Origin of the sequence: Streptomyces sp. NPDC029526 (genome assembly GCF_040637405.1) — a bacterium.
Taxonomy (GTDB): domain Bacteria; phylum Actinomycetota; class Actinomycetes; order Streptomycetales; family Streptomycetaceae; genus Streptomyces.
The window spans coordinates 237,181-251,524 of sequence record NZ_JBEZWE010000003.1 but is presented as its reverse complement, the minus strand read 5'-3'; the positions used below and the strand labels follow the sequence as shown (position 1 = coordinate 251,524).

12 protein-coding genes are annotated in these 14,344 nt (G+C 73.1%); 6 read left to right on the top strand and 6 right to left on the bottom strand.

The features are described from left to right. The first annotated feature begins 153 nt into the window (after window positions 1-153). The gene (locus tag AB0F01_RS12010) at window positions 154-825 is read left to right on the top strand and encodes a lysophospholipid acyltransferase family protein (protein WP_362093571.1); all 672 of its coding nucleotides are present in this window, start codon (window positions 154-156) and stop codon (window positions 823-825) included. Between the two features lie 273 nt (window positions 826-1,098). Here AB0F01_RS12010 and AB0F01_RS12005 read toward each other — a convergent pair whose 3' ends face one another. The 5 genes from AB0F01_RS12005 to AB0F01_RS11985 all read right to left on the bottom strand — a co-directional run bounded on the left by AB0F01_RS12005 (window position 1,099) and on the right by AB0F01_RS11985 (window position 7,679). Then, window positions 1,099-2,628 (bottom strand): MFS transporter, encoded by a 1,530-nt coding sequence (locus tag AB0F01_RS12005; protein ID WP_362093148.1) that lies wholly within the window; start codon window positions 2,626-2,628, stop codon window positions 1,099-1,101. Continuing rightward, complete coding sequence (locus AB0F01_RS12000) at window positions 2,625-3,194, bottom strand: TetR/AcrR family transcriptional regulator (RefSeq protein WP_362093146.1); 570 nt, start codon at window positions 3,192-3,194, stop codon at window positions 2,625-2,627. Before AB0F01_RS12000 ends, AB0F01_RS12005 begins: the two co-directional genes overlap by 4 nt. A gap of 381 nt (window positions 3,195-3,575) precedes the next feature. After that, on the bottom strand, window positions 3,576-4,547 hold the full coding sequence (locus AB0F01_RS11995) for an aldo/keto reductase (protein ID WP_362093143.1): 972 nt from the start codon (window positions 4,545-4,547) through the stop codon (window positions 3,576-3,578). A gap of 407 nt (window positions 4,548-4,954) precedes the next feature. Continuing rightward, entirely contained in the window at window positions 4,955-6,388 is a 1,434-nt protein-coding gene (gene argH / locus AB0F01_RS11990) for an argininosuccinate lyase (protein ID WP_362093140.1), read from the bottom strand. A 97-nt stretch (window positions 6,389-6,485) separates the two neighbouring features. Next, entirely contained in the window at window positions 6,486-7,679 is a 1,194-nt protein-coding gene (locus AB0F01_RS11985) for an argininosuccinate synthase (protein WP_362093137.1), read from the bottom strand. 614 nt (window positions 7,680-8,293) lie between these two features. On the opposite strand from AB0F01_RS11985, the gene AB0F01_RS11980 reads away from it, so the two are divergent. The 5 genes from AB0F01_RS11980 to AB0F01_RS11960 all read left to right on the top strand — a co-directional run bounded on the left by AB0F01_RS11980 (window position 8,294) and on the right by AB0F01_RS11960 (window position 13,086). Then, on the top strand, window positions 8,294-8,881 hold the full coding sequence (locus tag AB0F01_RS11980; RefSeq protein ID WP_362093135.1) for a pyridoxamine 5'-phosphate oxidase family protein: 588 nt from the start codon (window positions 8,294-8,296) through the stop codon (window positions 8,879-8,881). Between the two features lie 3 nt (window positions 8,882-8,884). Then, complete coding sequence (locus AB0F01_RS11975; protein WP_362093133.1) at window positions 8,885-9,613, top strand: L,D-transpeptidase family protein; 729 nt, start codon at window positions 8,885-8,887, stop codon at window positions 9,611-9,613. Between the two features lie 75 nt (window positions 9,614-9,688). Then, entirely contained in the window at window positions 9,689-11,071 is a 1,383-nt protein-coding gene (locus tag AB0F01_RS11970; RefSeq protein ID WP_362093130.1) for a ferredoxin reductase family protein, read from the top strand. 40 nt (window positions 11,072-11,111) lie between these two features. Beyond that, window positions 11,112-12,293 carry an FMN-binding protein gene (locus AB0F01_RS11965; RefSeq protein WP_362093127.1) on the top strand — a complete coding sequence of 394 codons (1,182 nt, stop codon included), beginning with the start codon at window positions 11,112-11,114 and terminating at the stop codon, window positions 12,291-12,293. Between the two features lie 55 nt (window positions 12,294-12,348). Then, entirely contained in the window at window positions 12,349-13,086 is a 738-nt protein-coding gene (locus tag AB0F01_RS11960) for an FAD:protein FMN transferase (protein ID WP_362093568.1), read from the top strand. Between the two features lie 715 nt (window positions 13,087-13,801). On the opposite strand, the gene AB0F01_RS11955 is transcribed toward AB0F01_RS11960, so the two are convergent. Next, window positions 13,802-14,341, bottom strand: coding sequence for an arginine repressor (locus AB0F01_RS11955; protein ID WP_164333049.1), 540 nt, complete (start codon window positions 14,339-14,341; stop codon window positions 13,802-13,804). Window positions 14,342-14,344: the final 3 nt, after the last annotated feature.

Below are 14,344 nucleotides of genomic sequence, written 5' to 3'. Positions count from 1 at the left end.
CGCGGGGGGCGCCGCAGGTAGAACGGTGTCAAGGGCCAGGAGGTCCCCGATCTCCCCCTTGGGCCCGATGTGCGCAACCCCCCGGGCCGCGAGTAATGTCCTCACCTGCACAGACTCATGAAAACCGCCAAACCGTTCCCACCGGAGGGCCCGTTGTCCCGGTTCGCGCTCATCAAGGCAGTGCTCGGTCCGATCATGCGCCTGATGTTCCGCCCACGGGTGGAAGGCGCGGAGCACATCCCGTCCGACGGTCCGGTGATCCTGGCCGGCAACCACCTGACGTTCATCGACTCGATCGTCCTGCCCATCGTCTGCGACCGGCAGGTCTTCTTCATCGGCAAGGACGAGTACGTCACCGGCAAAGGGCTCAAGGGCCGTCTCATGGCCTGGTTCTTCACCGGTGTCGGCATGATCCCGGTCGACCGGGACGGCGGCCGGGGCGGTGTGGCCGCGCTGATGACCGGCCGGCGCGTGCTGGAGGAGGGCAACGTCTTCGGCATCTACCCGGAGGGCACCCGCTCCCCCGACGGCCGCCTCTACCGGGGCCGCACCGGCATCGCCCGGCTCACCCTGATGACCGGCGCGCCCGTCGTGCCGTTCGCGATGATCGGCACCGACAAGCTCCAGCCCGGCGGCGCGGGCCTGCCCCGGCCGGGACGGGTCACGGTGCGGTTCGGCGAGGCGATGGAGTTCTCCCGCTACGAGGGCATGGACCGTGACCGCTACGTGCTGCGCGCGGTGACCGACTCGGTGATGACCGAGGTCATGCGGCTGTCGGGTCAGGAGTACGTCGACATGTACGCGAGCAAGGCGAAGGCCGCGTAGCACCGCGCGTCGGCGGCCTGGGCCCGAGGACCCGCTCGCCGGCAGCGCACTCGCCGCGGCACTGTGCCCGGTGCCCCACCCCGTCCCAGGCGGTGGGGTACCGGGCACAGTGCTGTGTACGACCGGGTCGGACGGTCGGACGGACGGTCGGACGCGGCTGGGCCGGGACCGGCGGTGCGGGACACCCGTTGCGCCGGGACCGGCAGTGCAGGACACCCGTTGCGCCGGGACCGGCAGTGCAGGACACCCGTTGCGCCGGGACCGGTCGGTCCGTCAGCCCGCGGCCACGTCCTCCAGGCGCTGCCCGCGGAGCATGAACCAGGCCGCCACCGCTGCCGCCAGCAGCACCACGGCGCCCACGCCCGCGGCCAGGGTCAGACCGTCCACGAAGGCCTGCCGGGCCGAGTCCAGCATGGCCGCGGCCGTGTCGGCGGGCAGGGCGGCGGCGGACTCCACCGCACCGCCGAGCGACTCGTGGGCGGCGGCGGGGGTGCCCTCCGGGCCGGGGAAACCGCGGTAGACGCCGGTGACGATCGAGCCCAGGACGGCGATGCCGAGGGCGGCGCCGAGTTCGTAGGCCGTCTCGGACACGGCCGAGGCGGCGCCCGCCTGGTCCTTGGGCACGCTGGAGAGGATCACGTCGGCCGTCACCGTGAAGGCGAAGCCGGCACCGAGTCCGACCACCAGCAGCGCGGCGCCGAGCAGGGGGTAGCCGGTGGACTGGCCGATGACCGTGAGGGCGGCCAGGGACAGGCCGATGGCGGCGAGCCCGCCGGAGACGACCGCGTGCACCGACAGACGCCGGGCGGCCCGTCCGGCGACCAGTCCGGCGACCACCGCGCCGATCGCGGCGGGGAGTTCGGCGAGGCCCGCCTCCAACGGCCTCCTGCCCTGCACGAGTTGCAGGTACTGCGAGAGGAAGAACACCAGTCCGGACAGCCCGAGGATGGTGAGGAGGTCGGCGAGCACGGCTCCGCTGAAGCCCCGGTGCCGGAACAGCCGCATGTCCAGCAGGGGTACGGGGAGCCGGAGTTGACGGTGGACGAAGCCGTACAGGGCGGCGGCGCCCAGCAGGCCGGCACCCGTGGCGGCCCAGCCGAAGCCGTGCGAGGCGGTCTCCTTCACCGCGTAGACCACGCCGACCATGCCGACCAGGGACAGCACGACGCTGGCCAGGTCCCACGGGCCGGGGGCCGCGGTGCGCGACTCGGGGAGCAGCTTGATGCCGACGAGGACCAGCACGGCCATGACGGGGAGGTTGATCAGGAAGACCGAGCCCCACCAGAAGTGTTCGAGCAGGAATCCGCCCATGATCGGCCCGACGGCGGTGCCCGCCGAGGCGGTGGCGCCCCAGATGCCGATGGCGAGGCTGCGTTCCCGCGGGTCGTGGAAGAGGTTGCGGATCAGCGCGAGGGTGGCCGGCATCAGCGTCGCACCGGCGACGCCGAGCAGGGCCCGGGCGACGATGAGCATCTCGGGGCTGGTGGCGTAGGCGTTCAGCACGGAGACGGCCCCGAAGGCGGTGGCGCCCACGAGGAGGATCCGCTTGCGTCCGATGCGGTCGCCGAGGCTGCCCATGGAGACGAGGAGACCGGCGATCACGAAGGAGTAGATGTCACCGATCCAGAGCAGCTGGTTGCCCGACGGCGCCAGGTCCTCGCTGATGTAGGGAGTGGCGAGGCCGAGGACGGTCGCGTCGACGGCCACCAGCAGCACGGCGAGCACGAGCACGCCGAGCGCCAGCCACCGGCCCGGCCGGTACTGGACCTCGTCGGTCCGGGCGGGGCGGAAAGTGCTGGTCATGAGGGGTTCCCAGGAGATGCGGTGCCGGGGCGACGAACGCCGCCGAGCAGGAGTTCGACGATCATGTGGGTGAAGTCCTTGGGGGCGACGCGGCCCTCGGCCACGGCCCAGGCCGCGGAGGCGAGCAGGCCGTAGAGCGCCTCGGTGAGCCAGGCCGGGCTCAGGTCGACGCGGAACTCGCCGCTCTCCTGGCCGCGCAGGAACAGGGCGGCGACCGCGTCGTCGAGCCTGGTCCAGCCCTCGTCCTGCTCCCCGCCCTCGAACAGCTGGTTCTCGGTGTAGAGGAAGGCCAGCAGGCCGGCGTGGGGTTCGATCCGTTCGACCAGCCGGCGCACCGCGTCGCTCGCGGGGCCCTCACTCGTCCGGGCGTCCTCCAGCGCGGCCTCGCACTCCTCGATGGCCAGCGCCTCCAGCGCCCGCACCAGTGCGTCCCGGCCGGCGAAGTACCGGTGGAGGGTGGCACGGCTGATGCCGGCCGACCGGGCGACCTCGTCCATGGTCGAGGTGGGTTTCCGGGTCAGCAGGGAGGCGGCTGCGCGCAGCACCTGTTCAGGGTCGATGGCCATGAGACGAGATTAGCGCATGTGAGACATTCATGTCTCACACGGGGCGTCTACGTCGCAGAATGAGAGGGGTGCCGCAGAGGTCGCCCGTCCGCCGGGTAGGGCAGCGGCCGTCGGCGGGGAGGCGTGAGCGTGCGCGCGGACGTCAGCAGAGGGGAGCCGAGAGCTCGGCGGTGCCGTGGTGGCCCTCCACGGTGCCCGACAGCCGGGCCGGGCCGGATCCGTGAGCAGACGGCGTGGGCAGAGCCAGGTACGTGATCAGAACCGCGCGGAGGGACCGGGCCCGGAGTCGCGGAGCGAGCGAGGACCGGGCCCGGAGTCGCGGAGCGAGCGAGGACCAGGCCCGGAGTCACGGAGCGAGCGGGGAGAAAGGACCGCCCCCCATCAGTGCCAGGGCAGTTGACCGCGCCGCTCCCAGTAGGCGTCCGGGGTCTCGGTCAGGGCCGCGAGGCCTGCGAGGCGGTCGTCGTCGAGGTCGACCAGCGGGGCGTGCAGGTTGGACGCCAGCTGGACCACGGTCGCCGCCCCGGACAGCACCACGCCCGCCCAGGGGTGCCGGAGAACGTGCGCGAGGGCCACCGCGTCACAGCCCAGGCCGGCCTCCTCGGCGACCGCCCGCAGTGGCTCGGGGGCGTCCGGTCCGGCCAGCCGCCCGTTCGCCACGGCCTCCTTGACGATCACGGTGAGCCCGGCGTCGTGCGCCTCGGCGAGCGCCGGTCCGGCGGAGGTCTCCAGCACGTTGTACGTCGCCTGGACGGTACGGAACAGGGGCTCGCCGTCGACGGTGACGGCCAGCGCGGCCCGGATGGCGTCGGCCTGGGCGGGGCCACGGGTGGAGAAGCCGACGGTGAGCCCGCCGGCCGCCGCCTCGGCGAGCCGGGCGTGCAGTTCCTTGTCGCCGAGGGCGGGGCTGTCCGGGGTCAGGGAGTGGATCTGGTACAGGTCGAGCCGGTCGCCCAGCAGGGCCGCCGACTCGGCGCGCTGTCGTTCGTAGGCGGCGAGGGAGTGGTCCTTGACCTCGTGCCGCTCGGCGTCCGTGGACCAGTCGGCGGTGTAGGTGTAGCCCCATTTGCTGCCGACGACCACGTCGTCGGCGTCGGGGCGCCGGGTGAGCCAGTCGGCGAGGAACTCCTCGGCGCGGCCGTAGGAACGGGCCGTGTCGATGTAGCGCACGCCCTGGGCGTAGGCCGCGTCGAGCAGGTCGTGGGTACGGGCGCGCAGGGCGTCGACCGAGCGGTCCTCGCCGAGGTCGCGGTCCCGGCCGAGGTTGACGTAGCCGGGGCGGCCGACCGCGGCGAGGCCGAGGCCGATGTGGCAGGTGGGGGTCGTCGCTGTGGCCAGGCGGGCGAAGGGCATCACGGGCTCCGTCGGTCGGCTCCGGTACGGACGTCGGACCCAACGTAACCCGCGCGCCCCTCCGGCTCCGCCGGACGGCGCGCGTCAGGGGCGTACCGGGGTGCGTCCGCCCCGCCCGGACGTCCGTGACGCCCGGAGCCCGCGATCATGTCCGTCACGCCCCCGCGCCCGGGAGCGTGACGCCCGCGGCCGTGGAGCGCCCGGGCCGCTCCCCCGTCCCGCTCCTGCCGCTCCCCCGACCGGCCCGGGCGGTGGAGACGTGCCCTGCACAGGCCGCGCGGAGCTCCATCCGCTTCGGGCCCCGCCCGGGTCCCGGGCGGGCGTCGAACGGTGGGTCGCCACCGGCTCGGGCCCGCGTCCGTACCGTGCCCCACGCTCCTCGGACCCGCGTCCGGGCGGCCCGGTGGTCAGCTCGCGCGCTTGGCGGCGGCCCACGCGTGCTGCGCCGCCACGTCCGCCCTGACCTCCGCCAGCTGCACGGCGACCGCCTCGGGTGCCGTGCCGCCCCGGCCGTTGCGGGAGGCCAGGGCTCCGGGGACGTCCAGTACCGACCGCACCTCGGGAGTGAGGTGGGAGGAGATCTTGGCGAACTGCTCGTCGGTGAGCTGGTCGAGCTCCTTGCCCTCGGCCTCGGCGGCCTTGACGCACTCGCCGGCCACCTCGTGCGCGACGCGGAACGGCACTCCCTGCCGGACCAGCCACTCGGCGATGTCGGTGGCCAGCGAGAAGCCGGCCGGAGCCAGTTCCTCCATGCGTTCGCGGTGCACGGTGAGGGTGGCCATCATGCCGGTGAAGGCCGGCAGCAGGATCTCCAGCTGGTCGATGGAGTCGAAGACCGGCTCCTTGTCCTCCTGGAGGTCGCGGTTGTAGGCGAGCGGGAGGGCCTTGAGGGTGGCCAGCAGGCCGGTCAGGTTGCCGATCAGGCGGCCCGACTTGCCGCGCGCGAGTTCGGCGATGTCCGGGTTCTTCTTCTGCGGCATGATCGACGACCCGGTGGAGAAGGCGTCGTGCAGGGTCACGAAGGAGAACTCCTTCGTGTTCCAGATGATGACCTCCTCGGCGATCCGGGAGAGGTTGACGCCGATCATCGCGGTGATGAAGGCGAACTCGGCGACGAAGTCGCGGGAGGCCGTGCCGTCGATGGAGTTGGCCGCGCTGCCGTGCTCGAAGCCGAGGTCCTTCGCGACCGCCTCCGGGTCCAGTCCGAGGGAGGAGCCGGCCAGCGCGCCGGAGCCGTACGGGGAGACGGCGGTGCGCTCGTCCCACTGGCGCAGCCGCTCCGCGTCCCGGGACAGCGCCTGGACGTGGGCGAGGACGTGGTGGGCGAACAGCACCGGCTGGGCGTGCTGGAGGTGGGTGCGGCCGGGCATGGCCACGTCCGGGTGGGCCTCGGCGAGGCCGATCAGCGCGTCCTGGAGTTCGGCGATCAGGCCGCCGATGATCCGGGCGTGGTCCCGCAGGTACATCCGGAAGAGGGTCGCCACCTGGTCGTTGCGGGAGCGGCCCGCGCGGAGCTTGCCGCCGAGGTCGGGGCCGAGACGCTCCAGCAGGCCGCGTTCCAGTGCGGTGTGCACGTCCTCGTCGGCGATGGTGCCGGTGAAGGAGCCGTCGGCGACGTCCGCCTCCAGCCGGTCGAGGCCGGCGATCATCCGGGTCAGCTCGTCCTCGGTGAGGAGTCCCGCGGTGTGCAGCACGCGCGCGTGGGCCCGCGAGCCGGCGATGTCGTACGGCGCCAGGCGCCAGTCGAAGTGGACGGACGCGGACAGTTTCGCCAGGGCCTCGGCGGGACCGTCGGCGAAACGGCCGCCCCAGAGCCGTACGTCACCGCTGTTGCTGCTCACTTGCGTTGCTCCTCGAAGCTGTCGGTGTGCCACCGCCCCCTCACGGTGGGTGAGGAGGCGGCAGTCAGGCTACTGCGGGTGAGGGCCCGCCGGGTGTCTACGCCAGGTCCCGCTTCGCCGCGATCTTCGACGACAGGCTGTAGATGTCGATGAAGCCCTTGGCGGCCGCCTGGTCGAAGCTGTCGCCGGTGTCGTACGTGGCCAGGTTGAAGTCGTACAGCGACGACTCGGAGCGGCGGCCCGTGACGACGGCCCGGCCGCCGTGCAGGGTCATCCGGATGTCGCCGTCGACGTGCTGGTTGGCCTCGTCGATGAAGCCGTCCAGGGCGCGCTTGAGCGGGGAGAACCACTGGCCGTCGTAGACCAGTTCGCCCCAGCGCTGCTCGACCTGCCGCTTGTAGCGGGCCAGTTCGCGCTCGACGGTGACGTTCTCCAGCTCCTGGTGGGCGGTGATCAGGGCGATGGCGCCGGGCGCCTCGTACACCTCACGGGACTTGATGCCGACGAGGCGGTCCTCGACCATGTCGATCCGGCCGACGCCCTGGGCGCCCGCGCGCTCGTTGAGCTGCTGGATCGCCTGGAGCACGGTGACCGGCTTGCCGTCGATGGCGACCGGGACACCCTGCTTGAAGGTGATGACGACCTCGTCGGGCTCGCGGGCGAGGGCCGGGTTCTGGGTGTACTCGTAGACGTCCTCGATCGGGGCGTTCCAGATGTCCTCGAGGAAGCCGGTCTCGACGGCGCGGCCGAAGACGTTCTGGTCGATGGAGTACGGGGACTTCTTGGTGGTCGCGATGGGCAGGCCCTTGTCCTCGCAGAAGGCGATGGCCTTGTCGCGGGTCATGGCGTAGTCGCGGACCGGGGCGATGCACTTCAGGTCGGGGGCGAGGGCGACGATGCCGGCCTCGAAGCGGACCTGGTCGTTGCCCTTGCCGGTGCAGCCGTGGGCGACCGTGGTGGCCCCGTGCTTCTGCGCGGCGGCCACGAGGTGCTTGACGATGGTGGGCCGGGACAGCGCGGAGACCAGCGGGTAGCGGTCCATGTAGAGGGCGTTGGCCTTGATCGCCGGCAGGCAGTACTCGTCGGCGAACTCGTCCTTGGCGTCCGCGACCTCGGCCTCGACCGCGCCACAGGCCAGGGCGCGCTTGCGGATGACGTCCAGGTCCTCGCCGCCCTGGCCGACGTCGACCGCAACGGCGATGACCTCGGCGCCCGTCTCCTCGGCGATCCAGCCGATGGCGACGGAGGTGTCCAGACCGCCCGAGTAGGCGAGTACGACGCGCTCGGTCACGGGATTCTCCTTACAGTGCATTCGCTGATATGCATGAGTATGCAGACTCACGCATGATTCGTCAATCCGGCTGGTCGGAGCGGTGAACACGGGGCGTGGGGCCGGGGTGCCGCACACCGCCCCCACCCCGGAGGCCGCGGAACTGAACGGCGGCGGCCGTCCGCGCGTACCACCCGGCGGACGCGGGGACCGCCTGCACGCTCACCCGGTGACGTGTCAGGCGCCGTGGCCGCCCCGTGTGAGCGCCGGCCGGGGCGGCCACGGTCTTCCGACGCCCACCCCGGGGCGGGCACGAACCGGGCGGGCACGAACCGGGCGGGCACGAACCGGTGGGCACGGACCGGGCGGGGACGCCGGCCAGGGACGCCGGGCGGGACACGGAGGACCTTCAAGGGACGGGACGGCGATGAGACCGGAGCCGACCAGGGGTGGGCCCCGGACCAGCCGGGACTGAGGGCCGGGGCAGAGGGCCAGGACAGGGCGCCGGACAGGGGCCCGGACCTGGGCGTCGGCCACGGGCCGGCCGGCGCGGGGACGGGTCACGGGCCGGCGGGGCCCGCCGAAGCCGGGTAAATCCTTAGGCAGCCGAAGGATTTTCGCCCATACTTGTGACCATGGGAAAAACTCATGAGCGCATCGAGGGACGGCTGCGCACCTTCATCGAGGCACAGCCGGTCTTCTTCACCGCCACCGCTCCCCTGTCCGCCGACGGCACGGTCAACCTCTCGCCCAAGGGACTGCGCGGATCCTTCACCGTCCTCGACGAACACACCGTCGCCTACCTCGACTTCGCCGGCTCCAACGCCGAGACCATCGCCCACCTCCGCGAGAACGGCCGGATCACCCTCATGTGGTGCGCCTTCCAGGGCCCGCCGAACATCGTGCGGGTCCACGGCCGGGGGGAGCCGGTCTTCCGGGACGACCCCCGCTTCCCCGACCTGCTGGCCCGCTTCCCCGACATCGACCACGGCTCGCACGGCCTGCGCGCCGTCATCGTCGTGACGGCCGAACTGATCCGCGACACCTGCGGCTACGCCGTCCCCTTCATGGCCTACGAGGCGGAACGCGACCTGCACGCCAAGCGGTTCGCCCGGGAGGACGACGCCTCCCTCGACGCGTACTTCACCAAGAAGGAGCACATCGCGACGAGCATGGACGGACTACCCGGGCTGCCGTTGCCGCTGCCCCCGTCTACCGTCTGAGCCATGCGCCCAGGTGCCGCCCCCGCCGCCCTCCTCGTCTGCCTCTCCCTCCTCGCGCTCGGCGCGGGCCCCCCGTCCGCCGCGCCTCCGCCGGCGCCCACGGCCGTACCGCTGCCCGCGCGGATGGCGGACACCGGGGACGGCACCCAGCTGATCACCGCGGTGGCGGCGGACACCCGCTCGACCACCGGCACCCTCACCTGGTGGGACCGCCGGGGCGGGCGCTGGGTGGCGGCCGGTTCCGCGCCGGCCCGCTTCGGGGCCAACGGGCTGGCCGACGGCGCCACCCGCCGGCAGGGCACCAGCACCACCCCGACCGGCCTGTTCCGGCTGCCGTACGCCTTCGGCATCCGGCCGGCGCCCGACGGGACCGCCTACCCGTACCGGCCGGTGCGCGAGGACTCCTGGTGGTGCCAGGACAACGACTCCCGCCACTACAACCGCTGGACCGAACCGCTGTCCGCCGACTGCCGGGCCACCGAGGCCGAGCACCTGATCACCTACCGCGAGCAGTACGCCCACGCCCTCGTCGTCGCCTTCAACTACCGGGCGCCGGAGCGCGGCCGGGGCGCCGGCATCTTCCTGCACGTCAACGGCAGCGGGGCGACGGCCGGGTGCGTCTCCGTGCCCGCCGCGGACATGCGGCGGATCCTGCGCTGGGCCGAGCCGGCCCGGCGGCCGCACCTGGCGATCGGCACCCGGGAGGGGGCCACCGCGATCACCCGTCACTGACCTCGAATTCCGCTGAACGCTGCAGCGTCACGGCACGTATCTGTGGGCCAAGGGCCAAGTCCCCACGGAGGAACCGTGACCACCACGCTCGCCGGCGGCCGTGCCGCCCGCCGCCAGACGATGCGCCGCATCCGCCCGCGCCGCTCCCCCGCCGTGCCCCTGCTGCTCGCCGTGGGGGCGGGCGGGGTGGCCGTGCTGTGGCTGTGGTGGACGAACACCCCGTCCATCGCGGACACCACCGGCCGGGTGGTCGCCGCGGGCCGGATCACCGGCCTGCTCGCCGGCTACCTGATGGCCCTCGTGGTGCTGCAGATGGCGCGGGTGCCCGCGCTGGAACGCCGGGTCGGCTCCGACCGGGTCGCGCGCTGGCACGCCATGAGCGGCCGCTACACCGTGAGCCTCGTCATCGCCCACGTCTTCCTCATCATGTGGGGCTACGCCCTCCAGGCGGGCAAGACCCTCGGCGACATCGTCCAGCAGACGATCACCTCGGTCAACGAGCTGCCGGACATGGGCAAGGCCGCCATCGGGACCGGCCTGCTGTTCGTGATCGCCTTCATCTCCATCGGCCCGGTCCGGCGCCGCCTGCCGTACGACGGCTGGTACCACGTGCACCTGCTCACCTACGCCGCGGTGTACCTGACGTTCTGGCACCAGATCACCACCGGCAACGAGTTCGCCGTCGAACCGTCCGCGAAGACCTTCTGGTACGGGCTCTACGGCACCGTCACCGCGCTCGTCCTGTGGTACCGGGTCATCACCCCGATCCGGCTCAACCTGCGGCACCGGATGCGGGTCGAGGCGGTCGTCGAGGAGACGCCCGGCATCACGTCGGTGCTGATCAGCGGGCGCAAGCTGCACCGGATGGGCGCGGAGGCGGGGCAGTTCTTCCGCTGGCGCTTCCTCGCGCCGGGCATGCGCTTCAGCTCCCACCCGTACTCCCTGTCGGCGGCCCCCCGCCCCGACATGCTGCGCATCACCGTCAAGGCGATCGGCGACCACAGCTCCCGGCTGCGCGAGCTGGAGCCCGGCACCCGGGTGTGGGCCGAGGGCCCCTACGGGGCGCTCACCGCGCAGCGCCGCAGCCGCGGCAAGGTGCTGCTGGTGGCGGGCGGGGTCGGCATCACCCCGATGCGGGCGCTGTTCGAGACGCTGCCCGGCGCCGCCGGCGACATCACGCTGCTGTACCGGGCCAACACCACACAGGACCTGGCCCTGTGGGACGAACTGGCGAAGATCGCCGACGAGCGCGGGGCACGCCTGATGTACGCGGTGAACAGCCCGGAGGGCGAGCGGCCCGACATCTCGGCGGAGAGCCTGCAGCGCAAGATCCCGGACATCGACCGGCACGACGTCTTCATGTGCGGGCCGCCCGGATTCGCGCAGTCCGTGTACGAGGCACTGCGCGGCGCGGGGGTCCCCGCCCGCCGCATCCACCACGAGTCGTTCGAGATGTGAGCGACGGGCCGTCCACACCTTTTCAGGAGCTTGGAAAACGATGAGGAAGTCTCACCCCGTCCGGCGTGCCGTGCTGGCCACCGCCGCCACCGTCTCGGGCATCGTGCTGCTGCTGTCGCTGAAGCCGGGGTCCGACCCCGGATCGGCCGACGCGGCGGGCGGCGCGGCCCCGCCCGCGGCGGCCCAGTCCCCGCAGGGCGGGGCGCGGGCCATCGGCGACGGCACGGTCACCGGGGACGCCGAGCAGACCCAGTACGGCGCGGTCCAGGTCCGGCTGACCGTCAGCGACGGCAGGATCACCAAGGCGGAGGCGGTCCAGGCACCCAAGGGCGGCCAGAGCGACCAGATCACCGCCAACGCCGTCCCCAAGCTGAACCAGGCCGCCGTCGCGGCGCAGAGCGCGGACATCGACAGCGTGTCCGGGGCCACCTACACCAGCACCGGCTACAAGAAGTCGCTCCAGTCCGCGCTGGACAAGGCCGCGAAGGCAGCCGGCTCCGGGCAGGGCGGCGGAGGCGACGCGCAGGCGCGCACGGTCACCGGCGACGCGGCGCAGACCCAGTACGGGGCGGTCCAGGTCCGGATCACCGTCGCCGGCGGGAAGATCACCAAGGCCGAGGCGGTCCAGGCACCCAAGGGCGGCCAGAGCGACCAGATCACCGCCAACGCCGTCCCCAAGCTGAACCAGGCCGCCGTCGCGGCCGGGAACGCCGACATCGACGCCGTCTCGGGGGCCACCTACACCAGCACCGGGTACAAGAAGTCCCTCCAGTCCGCGCTGGACAAGGCGAAGGCGGAGGCGCCCCCCGCCTCGTCCGGTGCGTCGAAGGCGCCGGAGGGGTCGGACGGGGCGGGCTCCGCCGGGGCGTCGGGCTCGGGCGGGTCCGGCTCCGGGGCGGACGCCGGCGCCGGGAAGCAGCGGGGCGGGGGCGGGGCGAAGACCCTGAAGAACGGCACCTTCACCGGTGACGCCGAGAAGAACGAGTACGGCACGGTGCAGGTCCGGATCACCGTCGCCGGCGGGAAGATCACCAAGGCCGAGGCGGTCCAGGCACCCCAGGGCGGCCAGAGCGACCAGGTCACCAACCTGTCCGTGCCCCGGCTGAACAAGGCCGCGGTCACGGCCGGGAGCGCCGACATCGACGCCGTCTCGGGGGCCACCTACACCAGCGCCGGGTACAAGAAGTCGCTCCAGTCGGCACTGGACCAGGCCGGTGGCTGAGACGGTGACCGGGTCGGCACAGGCTCCCGCCGCGGTGCGTCACGTGGAGGAGACGATGGGGACCGTCTTCTCCTTCGACGTCCGCGGCGGGCAACCCGATTCCGTGCAGGCGGCGTTGGCGGACGCGGTCGCCGAACTGCACCGGATCGACGAGGTGTTCAGCACCTACCGGGACGACAGCCAGATCTCCCGGCTCACCCGCGGAGACCTGACCGTGGCGGAGTGCGACCCGGAGGTCGCCGAGGTCCTGGACCTGGCGGAGGAGGCTGAGCGGCTCAGCGAGGGCTGGTTCAGCCCCCGCTACCGGGGCCGGCTCGACCCCACCGGCATCGTCAAGGGCTGGGCGACCGAACGGGCGGCCCGGCGGCTGACCCGAGCGGGAGCCTCGGGGGTGAACGTCAACGGCGGCGGCGACGTCCAGCTCCTAGGCGCGCCCGGGCCGGAGCGGCCCTGGCGGGTGGGCGTGTCGGACCCGTTGCGGCCGGGTGGCCTGGCGGCGGTGGTGTCCGCCGCCGGGGCGGACGAGCTGGCCGTGGCGACCTCGGGCACCTCCGAGCGCGGCGACCACATCGTCGACCCGCGCACGGGGCGCTCGGCGGTGACCGACCTGGTGGCGGTGACCGTCGTCGCGCCCAGCCTGACCTGGGCGGACTGCTGGGCCACCGCGGCGTTCGCGATGGGTTCGCGGGCCGGGCTCGCGTGGCTGGAGACGCTGCCCGGGGTGGAGGCGCTGCTCATCACGGCGGGTGACGAGGTCCGCTGCACGGCGGGGTTGGCGGACCGGCTGGGGTGAGGGGCCCTGCGGGGCGTGGGCGGCTTTGCGCAGTTCCCCGCGCCCCTGAGGAGGTGGGCCCGCTGGCCGGCCGTGACGGCCTGCGGGCCGTCGCGGGTTTTCGCGCAGTTCCCCGCGCCCCCGAGGGGAAGTCGGCACTGCCCGGCCGTGACTACCTGCGGGCCGTCGCGGGGTTCTTGCGCAGTTCCCCGCGCCCCTGAGGGAGTCGGCACTGCCCGGCCGTGACTACCTGCGGGCCGTCGCGGGTTCTCGCGCAGTTCCCCGCGCCCCCGAGGGGAAGTCGGCACTGCCCGGCCGTGACCACCTGCGGGCCGTCGCGGGTTCTCGCGCAGTTCCCCGCGCCCCCGAGGGGAAGTCGGCACTGCCCGGCCGTGACCACCTGCCGGCCGTGGTGGGTTCTCGCGCAGTTCCCCGCGCCCCCGGGGAGTGGGGCTGTCGGCCGTGGTGGTCTGCGGGGCGTCTGCGCGGTTCTCGGGCCTCTCTTCAGACCGCGCGGAACGTTCGTGCCTGGGCCCGGTTCAAGGGGCGCGGGGAACTGCGCGAAGCACCACAGCCGACCCGCAGGTCACCACCCCGCGCACCCCACCCCCTCCTCAGGGGCGCGGGGAACTGCGCGAAAGACCACAGCCGACCCGCGGGCCACCACCGGCACAGCCACCCCCTCCTCAGGGGCGCGGGGAACTGCGCGAAAAACCGCAGCCGACCCGCGGAGCGCTCAGTGGCCGTTCTGGGCCAGCCGGAGCAGATGGTCGGCCAGTGCCTGGCCCCCCGTCGCCTCCCGGCTGATCAGCAGCAGCGTGTCGTCGCCGGCGATCGTGCCGAGGATGTCGTGCAGTTCGGCCTGGTCGATGGCCGAGGCCAGGAACTGGGCGGCGCCCGGCGGGGTGCGCAGGACCACGAGGTTGGCGGAGGCCTCCGCGGAGATCAGCAGCTCCGCGGAGAGCCTGCGCATCCGCTCCTCCTTCGCCGACTCCCCCAGCGGCGCGCGCGGCGTGCGGAAGCCGCCCTCGCTGGGCACCGCGTAGATGAGGTCGCCGTCGGTGTTGCGGATCTTCACCGCGTTCAGCTCGTCCAGGTCCCGGCTGAGCGTCGCCTGGGTGACGGTCAGCCCGTCGTCGGCGAGCAGCTTCGCCAACTGGCTCTGGCTGCGCACGGGTTGCCGGTTGAGGATGTCCACGATCCGGCGGTGGCGTGCGGTGCGGGTCTGCGGTACGGCAGGCCCGGCGTGCGGTGCGTGACCCTGCTCCTGGCTCATCGT

Coding starts and splice junctions, on each gene's coding strand:
- AB0F01_RS11965 (WP_362093127.1), top strand. CDS start 11,112: ATGAGGAAGTCTCACCCCGTCCGGCGTGCCGTGCTGGCCACCGCCGCC.
- AB0F01_RS11980 (WP_362093135.1), top strand. CDS start 8,294: ATGGGAAAAACTCATGAGCGCATCGAGGGACGGCTGCGCACCTTCATC.
- AB0F01_RS11960 (WP_362093568.1), top strand. CDS start 12,349: ATGGGGACCGTCTTCTCCTTCGACGTCCGCGGCGGGCAACCCGATTCC.
- AB0F01_RS11995 (WP_362093143.1), bottom strand. CDS start 4,547: ATGCCCTTCGCCCGCCTGGCCACAGCGACGACCCCCACCTGCCACATC.
- AB0F01_RS11975 (WP_362093133.1), top strand. CDS start 8,885: ATGCGCCCAGGTGCCGCCCCCGCCGCCCTCCTCGTCTGCCTCTCCCTC.
- AB0F01_RS12000 (WP_362093146.1), bottom strand. CDS start 3,194: ATGGCCATCGACCCTGAACAGGTGCTGCGCGCAGCCGCCTCCCTGCTG.
- AB0F01_RS12005 (WP_362093148.1), bottom strand. CDS start 2,628: ATGACCAGCACTTTCCGCCCCGCCCGGACCGACGAGGTCCAGTACCGG.
- AB0F01_RS11955 (WP_164333049.1), bottom strand. CDS start 14,341: ATGAGCCAGGAGCAGGGTCACGCACCGCACGCCGGGCCTGCCGTACCG.